This is a genomic window from Enterococcus sp., assembly GCF_032555305.1.
In the GTDB taxonomy this organism is placed as follows: domain Bacteria; phylum Bacillota; class Bacilli; order Lactobacillales; family Enterococcaceae; genus Enterococcus_A.
The window spans coordinates 1-15000 of record NZ_JAWGOQ010000026.1 but is presented as its reverse complement, the minus strand read 5'-3'; the positions used below and the strand labels follow the sequence as shown (position 1 = coordinate 15000).

At 39.9% G+C, this 15000-nt stretch carries 15 protein-coding genes and 2 pseudogenes; 3 read left to right on the top strand and 14 right to left on the bottom strand.

Going from position 1 to position 15000, the window contains the following annotated elements:
- The first annotated feature begins 183 nt into the window (after window positions 1–183).
- Genes E6139_RS16910 through E6139_RS16900 form a run of 3 tightly spaced genes read left to right on the top strand, consistent with a single transcriptional unit; the run spans window position 184 to window position 6411 of the window.
- Complete coding sequence (locus E6139_RS16910) at window positions 184–4035, top strand: SpaA isopeptide-forming pilin-related protein (protein WP_316404534.1); 3852 nt, start codon at window positions 184–186, stop codon at window positions 4033–4035.
- Entirely contained in the window at window positions 4035–4832 is a 798-nt protein-coding gene (locus tag E6139_RS16905) for a pilin N-terminal domain-containing protein (protein ID WP_316404533.1), read from the top strand. Before E6139_RS16910 ends, E6139_RS16905 begins: the two co-directional genes overlap by 1 nt.
- A complete protein-coding gene (locus E6139_RS16900) occupies window positions 4822–6411 on the top strand; it encodes a SpaH/EbpB family LPXTG-anchored major pilin (RefSeq protein ID WP_316404531.1) in 1590 nt (529 codons plus the stop codon). The genes E6139_RS16905 and E6139_RS16900 overlap by 11 nt, the downstream gene beginning before the upstream one ends.
- A gap of 330 nt (window positions 6412–6741) precedes the next feature.
- Here E6139_RS16900 and E6139_RS16895 read toward each other — a convergent pair.
- The 14 genes and pseudogenes from E6139_RS16895 to E6139_RS16830 all read right to left on the bottom strand — a co-directional run.
- Window positions 6742–6999 (bottom strand): annotated as a pseudogene (locus E6139_RS16895) (IS66 family transposase); the annotation flags it as partial.
- Window positions 7000–7079: 80 nt separating this feature from the next.
- On the bottom strand, window positions 7080–7232 hold the full coding sequence (locus tag E6139_RS22885; protein WP_410470548.1) for an IS66 family transposase: 153 nt from the start codon (window positions 7230–7232) through the stop codon (window positions 7080–7082).
- A gap of 149 nt (window positions 7233–7381) precedes the next feature.
- The gene (locus tag E6139_RS16885) at window positions 7382–7684 is read right to left on the bottom strand and encodes an IS66 family transposase (protein WP_316404527.1); all 303 of its coding nucleotides are present in this window, start codon (window positions 7682–7684) and stop codon (window positions 7382–7384) included.
- Window positions 7675–7845 (bottom strand): transposase, encoded by a 171-nt coding sequence (locus E6139_RS16880; RefSeq protein ID WP_316404525.1) that lies wholly within the window; start codon window positions 7843–7845, stop codon window positions 7675–7677. The genes E6139_RS16885 and E6139_RS16880 overlap by 10 nt, the downstream gene beginning before the upstream one ends.
- Before the next feature lie 357 nt (window positions 7846–8202).
- Window positions 8203–8460, bottom strand: coding sequence for a hypothetical protein (locus E6139_RS16875; protein ID WP_316404524.1), 258 nt, complete (start codon window positions 8458–8460; stop codon window positions 8203–8205).
- Window positions 8461–8630: 170 nt separating this feature from the next.
- Entirely contained in the window at window positions 8631–8909 is a 279-nt protein-coding gene (gene tnpB, locus E6139_RS16870; protein WP_316404523.1) for an IS66 family insertion sequence element accessory protein TnpB, read from the bottom strand.
- Window positions 8910–9403: 494 nt separating this feature from the next.
- On the bottom strand, window positions 9404–9910 hold the full coding sequence (locus E6139_RS16865) for a hypothetical protein (protein ID WP_316404522.1): 507 nt from the start codon (window positions 9908–9910) through the stop codon (window positions 9404–9406).
- A gap of 605 nt (window positions 9911–10515) precedes the next feature.
- Window positions 10516–11115: pseudogene (locus tag E6139_RS16860) on the bottom strand (histidine phosphatase family protein); the annotation flags it as partial.
- Window positions 11116–11469: 354 nt separating this feature from the next.
- Complete coding sequence (locus E6139_RS16855; protein ID WP_316404520.1) at window positions 11470–12270, bottom strand: homing endonuclease associated repeat-containing protein; 801 nt, start codon at window positions 12268–12270, stop codon at window positions 11470–11472.
- A 182-nt stretch (window positions 12271–12452) separates the two neighbouring features.
- Window positions 12453–13463: a hypothetical protein gene (locus E6139_RS16850; protein WP_316404519.1), complete on the bottom strand. Its 1011-nt coding sequence runs from the start codon at window positions 13461–13463 to the stop codon at window positions 12453–12455.
- A gap of 256 nt (window positions 13464–13719) precedes the next feature.
- Window positions 13720–13935, bottom strand: a complete 216-nt coding sequence (locus tag E6139_RS16845; protein ID WP_316404518.1) for a DUF3955 domain-containing protein — start codon at window positions 13933–13935, stop codon at window positions 13720–13722.
- Between the two features lie 139 nt (window positions 13936–14074).
- Window positions 14075–14395, bottom strand: a complete 321-nt coding sequence (locus E6139_RS16840) for a hypothetical protein (RefSeq protein WP_316404516.1) — start codon at window positions 14393–14395, stop codon at window positions 14075–14077.
- Window positions 14396–14424: 29 nt separating this feature from the next.
- The gene (locus E6139_RS16835; RefSeq protein WP_316404514.1) at window positions 14425–14613 is read right to left on the bottom strand and encodes a hypothetical protein; all 189 of its coding nucleotides are present in this window, start codon (window positions 14611–14613) and stop codon (window positions 14425–14427) included.
- A 106-nt stretch (window positions 14614–14719) separates the two neighbouring features.
- Window positions 14720–14857 (bottom strand): hypothetical protein, encoded by a 138-nt coding sequence (locus E6139_RS16830; RefSeq protein ID WP_316404512.1) that lies wholly within the window; start codon window positions 14855–14857, stop codon window positions 14720–14722.
- Window positions 14858–15000 lie beyond the last annotated feature (143 nt).

The following is a 15000-nucleotide window of genomic DNA, read 5'->3' as shown; positions in this document are numbered from 1 at the left end:
AAAAAAATGGATGGAATAACATTGAATGATATAAAAATGTAGAAAACAACGTAAAAATGTCCAAGTTGAATAACGGAATATTGCAAAAAAACACATTAGGCGTAGAAAAATAATATAAGCTATCATATTGTTACGCGGAAGGGAGAGTGGGTGAAAAAAAGAGTGAAAGGAGGAAATCATGAGATGAAAAAGAAACACTTACTCATGTTGGTTGTTCTATTATTTTCTTTTATTACGGAAACACTGCCATCACTAAGAACCGCGCATGCTGCAACAACGGGTACGGAATTGATCGATGAGAAGTATCTACAAGTTTCCTATGATTATGAAGCACAAGATGACGCCATCCGTTGGCGAATAACGTTTAGCAGGCAAAGCGAAGAGAGTGATAAAGAGCACCGTCTCAAGTTGAAAGTAACAGATGAGAAAGGAAAAGTGATTACTTATCCTTCTGTTGAGAACATGGTCAAAAAAGATGGATGGCTGATCGAGAAGAACTTTTCGTCATCCATGGAAGGGCAGCTCGTTTTTGAATTACCGGATTCAGTTAAAAAACTTAATTTGGATGTTCAGTTAGACGAGCAGACACTTTCTGATAAAGGAGATCCCAAGACACAAGAAAACATTTTAGATGTCAAGGAACCCTTCGTTCTTAAAGTGAAGGACACAAAAAAGAGTACAAGCTTTGATGAGTCAAAGAAACCACCCGGCACTGATGTGGTTTATACGGTTGCCGATGCGAATTTTGGATCAGAAAAGAATACGTCCATTATCAAAGAAACAGCTTCAAGAAAACAGCTGCTGAAGATGGATCCAGCGAAATATACCAATAAAGCTCCCGTGTATACGACGAACAACGGGAAGTATCCTACGTGCTATTGGACACCGACTGGACAATCGAATGTTCGAAATCATCAAGGTGGCTATGAGAGAGAAAGCGGTTGGGATGGCGTCACTCAATGGGATGTATCATCCGATAATTATACGAAATCCTATATCAATTATGGGGTTGAAAAGACGAAACCGAACATCTCGTTACGTAAATACGCGAGCGAAACATCGAATGAAAATGAGTTTAACATTCGGTTGAATGTTCGCGGTAGCACGATTGCGAAGCCTGGAGTGGATGTCTGCTTTGTGCTGGATAATTCTGCTTCGATGAAGGACGCAAACGGAAACATTGGCGGCATGTCAAGAAAAGCGTTATCAGTGAAGTCGTTACAAAGACTGATTGATAAGTTTAAAGCTGCTGGACCGGAAACCGATAGCTTACGGATCGGCGGGATTGTGTATTCATCAGGAGAAGAGAGTAGCTATCCAAATGCGACTGTAGGAATGTCTAGCAATGAGGCAAATTGGCAAAATTTGGTCAATACCTACAATAAGCTCACACCAGATGGAAACACGTATACCCAAAAAGCCATCAGAGATGCACAGACCATGCTGGAGAATTCCACTGGAGCGAATCGGCGAAAGGTTATTTTCCTGTTGACCGATGGCGCACCTAACATGAGTCTTGATCCGGCAGAAGGGGTCACCGAATCGAGTATTTACTATGATGGTGTTCGTATTATCTCTTATTATGCCACGAACATGGATAAGGGGAACCCTCTACAAGATCCTATATCTGACCCATCGATTGGTGGAAGCTACTTAACGACTAAGATTCCAAAGGGTCATAGGTTACCGGTAAGTGGTCACTGTCTATACAGTCACCTGACGCCACTTAATTCATCGGCGGCTTATATTAAGGAAAAAGGGACAGAGATCAATACCATCGCGATCAACGTGAAAAAGACCCGAAACATGGAAGGTCACACGACCGACGAATTGGTTCGCGGGCTTTATAAAGCAGCGTCGAAAAAGACGAATGCGACTGGCGATGGAGAGAAGGATTATCAATTCTTTAATGCCTCTACGACTGGTGAGTTTGATATTTCCTTTGATGATTGGTTTACGTCAGTTATTCAAACTGTCGATAAAGGAGAAATCGATGATCCAATCGGAGAGATGTTTGATCTGGTTGGAACGCCAACTGTGAAGGAAATCAAGAAATCTGGTGTACCAGCGATTGAATCGGGCAAGATGGCAGTCGTTGATAATTCGGATTCGAGAAAAGTAAAAGTCAACAATATTAATTTGTATGGCAATCAAGAAATTCAAGTAGATTACAAGGTTCGCTTAAAAACGGATCACAAGGATTACGAAGGGAATACTTGGTATCAAACAAATGGGAAAACGACACTAGCGCCGACGCCCGAACGAACGACTGACTTAATTGAATTTGGTGTGCCGTCCGTTAAGGGAAAAGCGAACAAGTTCGAGATTCCAGTAGAGAAGAAATGGTCGGATTCGTTTAAGAATACGGAAGACTATTGGGGACTTCGAGCAAACAGTGTCAAAGTAGTTTTACAAAGAAAAAGTGGGAATTCATGGGTAGATGTTGAAACGAAAACGTTAAGTGCGGCGAATAATTGGAAAAATACATTCACAGCAGAAGGCGGCAGTACGATATACAGGGTCGCTGAGGTTTCGAGGACGACAGGGTACGCGAAGCCTGAGATGAATGTAGATGAATTTACCGCGAAGACAGTACCGAGCAAAGGAGTTCAAATCACAAATAAATTGCTGACGGGGAAAGCGATTATTTGTAAGTACAAAGAAGATGGCAAGACGCCATTTAGTGGGGATAAACCGAAGTTCTCAGTGAGACGCAAATCGGATGGCAAGGTGCTGGCGACAGACCTTGAACCGAATTCAAGCGGTCAAGTCACGATTCCTGATATTCCGCTGGGTGATTTCATCGTGGAAGAGTCATATGTACCAGCTGGCTATGCCAAGATGACCGACATCGATCTTAAAGCGGTGGATAACGGATCAGGAACGAGCTTGGACATCACACTGAATGGGCAGAAGTCACCTTATCAAGTAATCAACAAGTTAGCGAAAGACTTAGAGATTCCAGTCGAGAAGGTCTGGTCGGACAGCTATAAAGGAACAGAGAATTATTGGGGACTTCGAACGAGCTATGTGAGAGTGACGTTGCAGAAGAGAGTAGGAACGACTTGGGAGAATGTCGAGACCTTAACCTTAACACCGATCGATAATTGGAAAGGGGTATTCCAAAATGTCGAAGGTGGAAATACGGTCTATCGTGTGGTTGAGGAATTACGTACTACAGGGTATGCCAAGCCGACCTACAACTACGGAACGAGCTTCACGGCTGCAACGAAGCCTAAAGAAGGCATCAAGCTTACGAACAAGTTATTGACCGGCAAGGCGATAATTTGCAAGTACAAAGATGATGGCAAGACACCATTTAGCAAAGACAAACCGAAATTTACTGTGACACGTAAATCGGATGGCAAGGTACTGGCGACAGACCTTGAACCAGATACGAATGGTCAAGTAATAATTGAGGATATTCCGATGGGAGACTTCATCGTTGAAGAGTCTTATGTGCCAGAAGGGTATGAAAAGATGGCAGATATCGAGCTTCGAGCAGTGGAGAACTCGGCGGGGACAGCCTTGACTATTACACTGGATGGAAAATCTTCGCCATACAAAGTGACCAATAAGCTGAGGGATTTCGTTCTGAAGATCAAGAAGGTCGATCAAGATGGCAATGAGCTTCGGGGAGCGAGCTTCAGATTAGTAGGTACTAGCTATGACCAAACGAGGGCTGGAGGACCAAACTTTGAATTCACGGGCTTACGTCCGGGGGAATACAGCCTATCTGAAACGGTCGTTCCAAACGGGTATCAAGGAATGAGCGGGACGTTAAGAATCACGATCTTACGAGATGGCCAAGTCACGATTCAGTCGAATTCAAGTGTCAGCAGTTCTTGGAGTCTGGGAAATCCGAATCTTATTCAATTAACTGTCACAAACAGGAAGCGCGGAGCAGGTCCGATGCCTAGTACGGGCGGATCGGGTACAGCAATGTTCTTCAAAGTAGCTATTGGTGTTATCTCCACAGCAGGAGGTCTGCTAGGCAGCCTCTACTGGCTTCACACGAAGAGGAGGGGATCGTAATGAAAAAAATGATTCTTCTCTTGGGACTCATTCTGGGGATTTGTAACATGGGGGTTACTGCTTTTGCAGAGGAAAGTCTAGTGGAAGTAATGATTGACACACGGCCGGGAGATAAGATTTATGAAGGAACCGAGAACATCACATTGGATGTCTATGATTTGACAGAATGGCGATTGAAACGGTCGGGTAACGAGAAAGAAGACAAGGAATTTATCTTGAACACCTATGGTACCAAAGAAAACTCGGCGAAATTCGTTCAGGATGAAAACTTGACGAAGATTAACCCAACACCAATTTCATTGGATGCCACGGGGAAAGCTTCCTTCACTCTGCCTCGTTATCAAAATGAGCGTGACGCAGCCTATTTGATCCTTTCTTCGGGGGAAACAAAGGAACATTATATGTTGCCAATCGTCGTCTATTTACCACAAATGTTAGAAAGCGATTCGACAAGGGAATATACTAGTTTCCTTTTCAATTGCAAATACGACACAATTCCGAAGCCGCCGCCACCGACTGATACAACGTCATCGACGACGGATACAACAGACACGACGACAACTACTACTACAACTAAATCGACAGAACCGCCGATAACAGATAGCTCAGGACCAAGGAAAGACTTACCGAAGACAATTGGAACGCCAAGTGGAGGGGAGGGACCAAGTTACTCAGGAAAGGAGCTTCCTTCGACAAATGAGTTGATACGTAATTATTGTTTTCTAGGGTTGTTGCTGATGATTGTTGGTTTAGTTGGATTGCACAAAAACAAGGGGGAAAAAAATTATGAAAAATAAGAAGAAATGGGTAGCATTGCTGACGACATTGCTTTGCTTGATTCCATTACTAGCAGGGGTGCTAGGTGGAGGAGAAAAAGCGCACGCAATTGATGCAGTTGATGTAACGATCCACAAGAAGAAAATGGATGAATTTCCAAATAGCAGTTTAGAAAATACCGGGGAAGAAATGAGCGCATTTGATCGCTATGAAGGCTTGCCAGGCATTACCTTTACTGCTTGGGATATTTCAGAAGACTTCTATGCAGAATTAAATTCACGTTTAACTGGTAACGAAACAGATGCTCAATTCAATGCAATTGCTAAACAATTGATGGAAGATTTTGAGTTTCCGACTGATGCGCCAAATGCAGTTAGAGAAGGTGCTGATCAAACAACAGATCAAGACGGGAATGCAGACTTTAGCAACCTACCTACCAAGAATGCAGACGGAACATACAAAGTATACTTCTTTGAAGAACATGCTTCACCAGGCGTAGAGATTGGTTCATACAATTTGATCTTGATGCTTCCATTGAAGAACAGCAACGGACAAGATCTATCACACATTCATTTGTATCCTAAGAACAAAGTAGAAGGCGAAGATCCTGAGAAAGAATTAGTTGATGAAGATGGTAATCCATTGCCACAACCATCACAAGGAGCTTACGACTTTGAAGTTGGACAAAAAATTTATTACCGTGCAGCATTCCAAATTCCTAGTCAAATCGGTGATGTTGTAAACGGCGTTCCTCGTTACAGCAGATTAGACTTCTCCGATGCGGTTGACCAAGTCGGCGTGAAATTCGAAGGAATTGATCGGATTGCAATTGGTGGCACAGATGTTACTCCAGCAACTTTCTTAGCTAATGCAACAGACACTTACACAAATACAGCAGCACCATTCTCTGGCTATGCTGGATTCGATGTTTCGATGAATTTGACTGGTGCAGCTGGTCCTGCAACAGCACAATACTTGAGTCAATATGCTGGTCAAACAATTGAAATCTTCTACTCGGTATCATTCACAGATGAAACACCAGTAGATAGAGACATCAATAACAAACTCACTGTAACAATCGACCATGATGGCGATTCAGATACGAAGGAAGTTACACCACCGAATCCAGTCAAAACTGGTGGTAAGAAATTCTTCAAACACGAAGATGGCGAAACAAACGGATTAAAAGGAGCTGAATTCGTAGTTATCAGAGAAGTGAACGGTGTTGAATACTACTTAGTTGAAGGTCCAGATAGCAAAACTTGGACTGCAGTTGGACCAAATGAAGATTACGCAAATGCTACTAAGTTCATCTCTGATGATGATGGTAACTTTGAAGTAACTGGTTTGGAATACGGCGACTACATGTTACGAGAAACAAAAGCACCAAACGGATTCTCAAAATTAACAGATGACGTTGATTTCACAATCTCTAATGGCTCTTACGAAAATGCACAACCGCTACAAATCATGAACAAATCTAAAGGCGGCACATTACCATCAACAGGTGGTATGGGTATCATTGCCTTTATCGTAGTTGGTCTTGGCTTGATGGGAGCAGCAATCGTTCGCTACCGTCGTGTACGCTTTGAAGTTTAATTGAATGTAATCTTCAAGACACGAAGAAACATCAATTTGATAAAGAATTAATTTTTAAACCTATCGTCTACTTAACGAAGACGATAGGTTTTTCAAGGTATAGAAAACTTAGTTGAAGTTTGCTTATCAGTAAGCGTCAAATAGTAAGGCGTATTTAAAAGCTCATCAATCATCCTATATACTTGAGGATGATTGATGGGCCTGCTTGTTCTATTAATAGTTGGTTTGGCACTTTCTTTGAACTTCCGTAAACGTCAGATAGTAAGGCGTATTAAAAGCCTACCCATCATCCTGTATACTTGAGGATGATGGGTGGGCTTCCTTTTTCTATTAATAGTTGGTCTGACAATTTCTTTGAACTTCCTGATTCCAAGGCAAATAAGCTGCTAGCGCAGGTTTTGTTAAACTTGGCAGATTGGGGATGTGTTCAAATAAGTAGATCAGGTATTTTCTTGGGTCTAAGCCATTTTCTATGGCTGTGCGTAAAATACTCAGAATGATCCCCGTTGCTTGCGCACCTTTTTCACTTTTTGAGAACAACCAGTTTTTTCGACCGATTACCAATTCTTTAATGGCTCGTTCTGCACGTTATCCGAAATTAAGGATAGCGTGCATTATCCTCAACTTTTATTCAAAAAACTTTATCATATCAGTGATTTGCTTTATGGTTAAGGATAATAAAAAGTTGAGGATAAGGCTAAGTTATTACTAAGCTCCAAGCAGCCATCTTCGAAGACCTTTTCAAATCCAGCACGTCGTTTTAAGACATAATTGACCGCCGTATCTAGCTTGGATTTCGGTACGGCCGTAAATGACCCCAGCCATTTGTAAAAGTTGATGAACAGTGGTTTTAAATAGGTCCGCTTTTTTCAACCGCTCTTCAGCGGATAGGGAGGCCCATTCTTGTTCCCATTGGAACCAGATATCCATCATTTTCACGGCGACCCATGCAGGAAGCGTCTCACTTTTATTATTTTTTTGGAATGGCTTCAAAGAAATTTCGGCGCGCATGACCCAAACAATTGACAAGTGTGACTTCTTCAACCGCATGATAGCCTGCGTAGCCATCACAATGCAGATAGCCTTTGAAATCCGATAGAAATTGTTTTGGTACTTCTCCTGCACTCGTTTCTGCGTGATGATAATACACGATGAGATGTGGGCTGTGTTTTCCTGTGCTGAATAACCAATAATACGTTTCCTTTTTATCTTTTTCAATGACGCGATAACGTGTTTCATCGGCGTGAAGGATCTCTTCTTGTTTTAGCTGCATCGTTGAGCTAAACTATCCAACGCGTTATGACAGATTTTGATATGCCAGTTGGTGATGTTGTCACGAGAGATATCCAGGCCCAATGTTTCTTGCCAATAGCTTTCCTGCCAATTGGCAGGAGATTTTTGACCAAAATTCAATCGGATCGTTTCCGCAATCACACTGTTTGATCCTAAGCTATTGGAGATGACTGGTTTTGGAACAGGTGATTTCTTGTAAGAAGAAACATCTGCTTCTTCGCATTATTTACAACAATACGTATGTTGTAAATGAACAAGTCGATCTAACATGGCTTGATAAAAAAGAACCTCCTCGTGAATTTTCGTTGAGCCAATGTCTGTCATCTGAGTACCGTATTGCTCACAAATCCGTTAATCCATAGGCAATTCATGATGTACCTCTTTTAAAGGAAGATGGGCGATCTTCTCTGCTTTTTGACCGATTTTTCTTTTGTGTCCTTTAACCGAGGTTTCTTGTACACGTTCCGTTGTTGAAGGTGCCTCTCTTTCTTCACCTTCCTAAGAAAAGAGGTTGAGTTGCCCCGTCACTTGCGAATCGATGGTTTCTTTAGAATGACCAAAAAAGCGGTCCGTAAAATAACCCAATTTCTCATTGAGCAGGTGAACCTCTTGGTTCAATGCTTGATTCGCTCGCTGAAGCTCCTTAATCGTTTCTGTTTGAGATTCAAGGAGTTGAAGCAGAATATTATTTACATCAACCTCAACGTTATTGTTAGAAGTAGAATTGGTTTGTAAGGACAAGAATTTCACCGCCATTTTTATTGCAACTACTGTTATTATTATACCATTTAAGCACACTGGAAAACAGAGTAAAACCGCATGAAATCAATGATTTCACCGTTTTTCTCTGTTTAAAAGAACCCTTTTGTTCCAGCCTTGATTGCTTTTGGTTGGTGAATACTTAGTCCTTCAAGCAGCCAATGGATCTACTGGACGGAAAGTTGGCGAACTTCCTCCTTTTTTCTTGGCCATTGAAGTCGCCCGTTTTCAATGCGCTTATAGCCCAGGAAAAAAACATCTTTATTCCAGTAGAGCAGTTTAAACCGATCACATCGATTGCTGCAAAAAAGGAAAAGGGCATCCTCGTAGACATCCAACGCATAGTCTTGTTGGATGATCCTTGCGAGGCCGTCAATTCCTTTCCGCAGATCGGTCTTTCCTGTCACGATAAAAATTTTTTCTACTTTAGTAAAATCAAGAAGCACTTCACATCAACTTCTTGAGAATAGACGAAAGGATGTAGCTGTTCACGCCATTATAGATCAGGACTTCAGAACCGTCCTTTCGCCGTATACGCAGGGCCGATTTTGCGGTACTATTCTTTTTCTGATCACGAGCTGCTCTAGATTGATCGTGGATTTGAATAGGAACGATGTCATTTGTGGCTTTCAAAGAACCACCTCCAATCTTTTGAAAGATCAAGTATACGTGGAGGTGGTTTTAAGTTGTAGGTACCGAATGATTAGGCACTTACCAAGTTGTTTACATCGGCAATTAAGGCATTAAGATGATTCACTCCTTACTTTTATTTGCATTAATGATAAAGATGTTGGAGTAAAAATCAAGTCACTAATCAAAAAAATATAATAAGCTAACTCAGCCCATCAAGGACTGCAATTATGTAAAAAAGAGCAACTTTGAGTTGCTCTTCAAGACTAGATTTTTGTAGATAAATATCGGATAAGAACAAAAATAATTATTATTTTTGTTCTTCAAAATCTATCATTTGCTTGTAAGTAACAGGACCGGCTTCATAGTTAGTAATCTTTAAACCATAAGTATGCACTTCGGTTTTATCTCCGACAATTCTCATATTAGAAGATCCTTTTAAAAAGCCTGAGGAATAGAATTGACCCCAAGATGTTAGAGTATCAGGGACTCGATAACCATCCAGAGTAGCAGTATGAAATTCTTCGTAGCCGAAGCGGATATTTGTAACATCTGATACAGTTGTCACTTCTCTTTTAACTTTAGTATATTTTCTAGGATGAATGACATATTGCAATTCTGTATAATGAGATTCTCCATTTTTTAACGTGAACTCCTCATTAAGAGGGATAGCGAAAGGTCTGACGCCTGCAATATAACTGTACAAACTAGTATTATTGATTTGTCCAGCGCCATCTGTTGAAGCAGAAACTTCATTCGGTGTTAGAAAAATAAGAAATAGAGAACTAATAAACAAAAAACTAAACATTCTTTTCATAAGAGACAACTCCTTCTTTTTAATAAATATATTTTATCATTTAATAAGAATAAAATGAATATAAAGTTCATAAAATTCATAAATAATATTGAAAATAAAGAAAGTGGTTTTAAAACAAATGATGATTAAAAAATAATATAGCCACTCCTAAAAAAGAAGCAAGAAACTTGCATCGTAAAAATTGTCTATTTAAAATCAATATTTTTCTCTCTCATTGATCGTTTTGCGAGTCCGCTTAGAAAGAATGAATATAAAAATGGAACAAAATTACTAAATGGAAACTTAGACATTAGAATTTGGCGTCTCTTTAATAGAATAACAGATTTGACTGGATAGTTTATAAATGAATGAAAAAAGTCACTTAACTCAGCCAATAGTTGAAAAGTATCTGTCAACAACAGTTGAAAAAGTTGCTAAACATTATGGTAATACAAAAAAATCAAAGATAGTTACGGCTTTCAAACAGATGGAAACTCCTAGTAGTGGAGATAATTTCAATCTATATAAGAGCGGATAATCGAAAACGAGCATAACGGCATTTCTGTTTCTATGTAATCTCCTTTTCGATATAGTTCACGTTTCCAGATCTTATCTTCATTCGTTTATCATGTATGGATTGAAAAGCGTTTACCATCCCATTTAATACGAATAATATCGACATTTTTGATTTTAGGTTGTATTCGCAACATTTCTTTTGAAATCAAATACAGCAATGTTTTAATAGTAAACGCATGAGTGACGATCAGGACGTTTGGATTATTCAAGTGACTAACAGTATTAACTGTCTCTTTGAGAAAACTTTCCAGTCTATCCATAATCATCTGAAACGGGTCAACCATACCTGTTGTGTCGGATTTATAAATAATCTCATGAACTTCTGGCAGTCGGAAATTAAGCTCTGAAAAATCATTTTGTATTTGTAATTCATTCATCATACTGGAAATAAACGTATCATTATTTTCTGCTTCCCAGCAGCCCAAACACCACTCACGGAGCCTTTTATCAGGAACAACTTGCAGTTCATTTTGCCCCTGTGCAGTTAATATGGTTTGCCCAGTCTGTAAAGCTCTGGATGCATCACTGGAAAATGCAGACGAAAAGTGGACATTTTTCAGTTGCAGTCCTAATTGTGAGGCTGTTTGGATTCCTCTTTCAGTTAATGGAGAATCTACCCAACCTTGTGCTTTATGTAAATGGTTAAGTAATGTTTCCCCATGTCAAGCAACATAGAAAGTAACTGTTGAATTCATGTTTTATCCTCCGAAAGAACCCTATGTTATCGCTTCACCTTATTGGCAATAGTCGAATCAAGAAATTATTAGCAGTATAGCAGAACCGCTAGTCCATAACAACGCTGTAGGAGAGAGTAAGGTCAAGAAAATTTATCGACATTGAAGGCATGACAAAGCTGGGGGAAAGAGAGTGAAGAATCTGTTCAAAAGATTCGGTAACCGAGGCTATCAAATAGAATGAGTAGTAGATTTTAAGTTGACTTCACCAATCAAAAGCCAGTGAGTCTCTCATGATGAGGCTAATCCACAACAAAAAGACCAGCTCAACTAGTCTTTTGAAAGTCTATCCTTATATTTTTCCAGAATCGGATCGAAATACTTTTCTTCAGCGACTTTGCGTGCAGCTGCAGCTTCTGAAAGGGTGTCAAAGCTGCCGAGATAAACGGTCTCTCTTTTAAACCCGATTTGAGCGATATATTTATGTTTTTTTTTATTATAATAGACACCACGAACGCCTGATTTATTCGTATTTTTGAGTGTATGGTTCAGTACCTTCAGATAAGTATCGTCAACATGATAGTCAGCAAGATGGCCATTCTCTTTTTTAAGACAACCACAGCTAGACGTACGATTAGTAATCAAACGAGCACGAGGCACATTGTTTTTCAGATTCCCGCAATCACACTGACAATTCCATGAAGTTGCTCGGCGAACCTTCTTGCCTTCCGAGATCACGACTAAACGGCTAAATCTTTTTCCAATCAAACTTGGACCTCTATGGTTATGATTAATAGGCTCATACCCACATGATTCAAGAAATTTGCCAAAGGTCCCATACAATTTTCTGATTTGAACATAATGTCCAAACTCTTTTCCAAATGGTATCCGTTTGTTTGTCTCGACAAATGCTTTGAGTTTTTCCTCTAACTCCTTTGCAGAAAGTCCCACATTTCCATGTGGTACAGCAGGAAATCCTTGATCAACGACGAATGTGATGTAAGATCCGAAGTATTTTCTTACATAATAATAATGACCAAACTCTGTACATGACGGTGTTCGACCATGTTCTTCGACGAATGCATGTAGCTTATTTATCAGGAATTCTTTTGTGATGGTTGTTTTTGCCATGATTAGTATCTCTCCTTTGTGCCATCAATTTCGTACTAGATACTCTGCCGTATCTGCAGGCATGCCAAATAAGCAGTGCAGCAGTGCCTTTTTTGAGAATTCAACTTATCAGGAAATGTCCTTTTACTTGTCGAAAGAAACACGCGATCAATGAACCTTTTGGCGATAATCTAAGCGAAAGATCATTGCCTTATCATCTCCCTGAATCTTTGCAGCAGTGACTGGTTTGGCGTTGAATCAGCAGCGTTTGGATTTTTGGTGTTGCTTGATTCAGGTGGGGGAGAAGTTGGTTCTGTTTTTTTCGTCGTTTTTCCCACCTGTTGTCCACTAGATTTTTCCGACAGTATATCTGGTGCGGGTGCCAGAGTGCTGTCTGCGTTTTCTCGAGCTTTAGTGGACGGTTGTCTGTTATCATACGGGATAAAATTTTGATTGAGAGTATCTTGCATCATGGCTTTTTGATTGGTGTTTTTGACTGACTTCACCTGTTTCGTCTTAGCGGCAGCGTTCGTCTTAGCATTAGTTGCTTGCGTATTTTTCTTCTTTTGCGCCGCTTTTTTAGCCGGCTTCTTCTCTACTATTTCATCTGGTTCAATAAATTCTGATTTTGGAGTGATGTCGAAGGAATTAAATTTCACGAACTTGGCAAAAGCACGGACTTCGCCCTTTTTGAAGATGGTCAAGGTCGTTAATATTTTCAGCAGTGTGCGAATCTCTTCATCGGATCTCTTAATATCAACATTTTTAAGCGTCCATGTGTATTTTTTTCCGCTGCCGTCACGAAAGATCGTCTTGATCGCGTTGTAGGGATCGGTAGAGATGGTGGGGGATAATAGGCATTTCGTATTGAAGGAAAGAGATTTGCTTAAACGAAAATACTCTTTTCGATTCATGAACAATCTAGGGACGACGGTCTTATGCCATTCATGATTTTCAAAATAATGTTCAAAATAAGGACTAAAGCGGCGCAAGGTCTCGCTTGGCTTCGCAGTTAGGTAAATCGTACGAATCAGTGATTTGCATATTTCCGCAAAGGAATCAATCGTCAACGCGTGGCGAACAAGGATCGCTACGGCGCACTCAATCAAATAATCGGCATTCTGACTCTCTTCGAAAAAGAGGGTCATTCTTTTTTCAAGGGATTCTTTGCGCATAAAAAAGATTTGTCTTGTAGAAATCGGTTTGACTGTCATAAGTTTCTCTCCTTTTGCAAGTGTCTTCATTTGAATTCTTATTTAATAGCTGTTCTAAATTTACAAATTCATGATAGCGCTTTTTTGGCTATTTTTGTTGGTCAATCTTTTTATTTTTTTTTAAATATTTGCATAATCTGTTCTTAAGAATCGTCTGAATCGTAGTGTGGTTTTGGGGAATTTAACGGCTGATCATTTGGATCAAGGAGTGGGGAAAATAGTGAAGCAGAGACAAAAAAAACAGCCCTGCGGCTGCTTATTTCGAATATTTTTTTAAGACCTTCCCTTTGGTAAAGCTGTAAACAGCAGTAATGAAGGAAATAAAGAGTGACAAGTAGCCAAGTGGAATGCAAAAGAATGCAGGTTCGACTAATATTCCATTAGGGTCAATATAGGAACCAATCAACGTTGAAGCCGCAAATAGAAAAATACTGGCAATGAAAAACAGAGCGGAAATCGTATACTTCTCCATACATGTTACCTCCTAATTTTCTCAAATTATAGAGAAATAGTATTAAGAAATAGTAAGTGTGACAAAAGTGTTAGAAGGAATACTGAATGAAGCACGGAAAAAACAGACGCTCTGCTTATACACCATAATGGATCATGAATTAATTTTCTCTTTTGGCTTGAAGGATCAGCTGGCTTAGCTCGATGATATCCTCCTGCTGATTTATCTTTTTCGCAGATAAAACAACCTCTAATAAGGCAGCGAATGATTCAGGAGAAATGATGGTCGTGCCATAATAAGCCAAACCAAACTCGGGACGATCCAACGAATGGAAATAGGTTTTTACTAGCGACAACGATCGAAGTAACGCTTGAATATGAGTATCGTTGACGGAAATACACTGATACTTTTCAGGTGAATAGTCCTCGAAAGAAGCAGCACTGAACGTATCGATGATTCCAAATTCATGCACTAAAGCCATAGGTAATCTCCTTTTAAAAGCTCGAATAATCAAAAGAAACAAGAGATGGCGACACCCAGAAATATGATCGCAAGAACGAGACCACTCCACAGACTAAACATAATAAACGGCGAAGTCCCCTTGTTGCCCTTTTGCTTCAGATTGGTAAATGCGCGCTTAAACATGATAAACTGCCAGACACTTAACAATAGAAAAAAACATCCAATGAAGTAACTCATAGAATCCTCTCCTTTAAGAAAATTATACGTTAATTATGAAGGTTTATATATATCAACTTGCATCGGAATCTGCTTCGCTTTTGGAAAAAACAAAAAAAAAGACTCCTTATTTAGATTCTTTACAGCATTTCTGATTGTTCTTCAAGTTATTCATAATGGTGATTCCAGTAATCATGCCGCAAGCAGATATCGCAATACACATAATTGCTGCGATAGGAAAGCTTTGACGTGTCTTCAAGTTCATCACCCCTCATTCAATTATGCAGTATTAGATCAAAATGGACAAGGTGGAATGGCAACACTTTTTTTGACAAAAATTATAAGGTGTTGTGAATCTCTTGGTGTTATTGCTCCGATTGCCCTTGACAATGAGCCTCCTCGGATCGG

Bases quoted from the DNA above. Each gene is read 5' to 3' on its own strand.
- E6139_RS16910 (WP_316404534.1), top strand. From the start codon at position 184: ATGAAAAAGAAACACTTACTCATGTTGGTTGTTCTATTATTTTCTTTT.
- E6139_RS16905 (WP_316404533.1), top strand. From the start codon at position 4,035: ATGAAAAAAATGATTCTTCTCTTGGGACTCATTCTGGGGATTTGTAAC.
- E6139_RS16900 (WP_316404531.1), top strand. From the start codon at position 4,822: ATGAAAAATAAGAAGAAATGGGTAGCATTGCTGACGACATTGCTTTGC.
- E6139_RS16885 (WP_316404527.1), bottom strand. From the start codon at position 7,684: ATGCAGCTAAAACAAGAAGAGATCCTTCACGCCGATGAAACACGTTAT.
- E6139_RS16875 (WP_316404524.1), bottom strand. From the start codon at position 8,460: ATGGCGGTGAAATTCTTGTCCTTACAAACCAATTCTACTTCTAACAAT.
- E6139_RS16865 (WP_316404522.1), bottom strand. From the start codon at position 9,910: ATGAAAAGAATGTTTAGTTTTTTGTTTATTAGTTCTCTATTTCTTATT.
- E6139_RS16855 (WP_316404520.1), bottom strand. From the start codon at position 12,270: ATGGCAAAAACAACCATCACAAAAGAATTCCTGATAAATAAGCTACAT.
- E6139_RS16850 (WP_316404519.1), bottom strand. From the start codon at position 13,463: ATGACAGTCAAACCGATTTCTACAAGACAAATCTTTTTTATGCGCAAA.
- E6139_RS16845 (WP_316404518.1), bottom strand. From the start codon at position 13,935: ATGGAGAAGTATACGATTTCCGCTCTGTTTTTCATTGCCAGTATTTTT.
- E6139_RS16840 (WP_316404516.1), bottom strand. From the start codon at position 14,395: ATGGCTTTAGTGCATGAATTTGGAATCATCGATACGTTCAGTGCTGCT.
- E6139_RS16835 (WP_316404514.1), bottom strand. From the start codon at position 14,613: ATGAGTTACTTCATTGGATGTTTTTTTCTATTGTTAAGTGTCTGGCAG.
- E6139_RS16830 (WP_316404512.1), bottom strand. From the start codon at position 14,857: ATGAACTTGAAGACACGTCAAAGCTTTCCTATCGCAGCAATTATGTGT.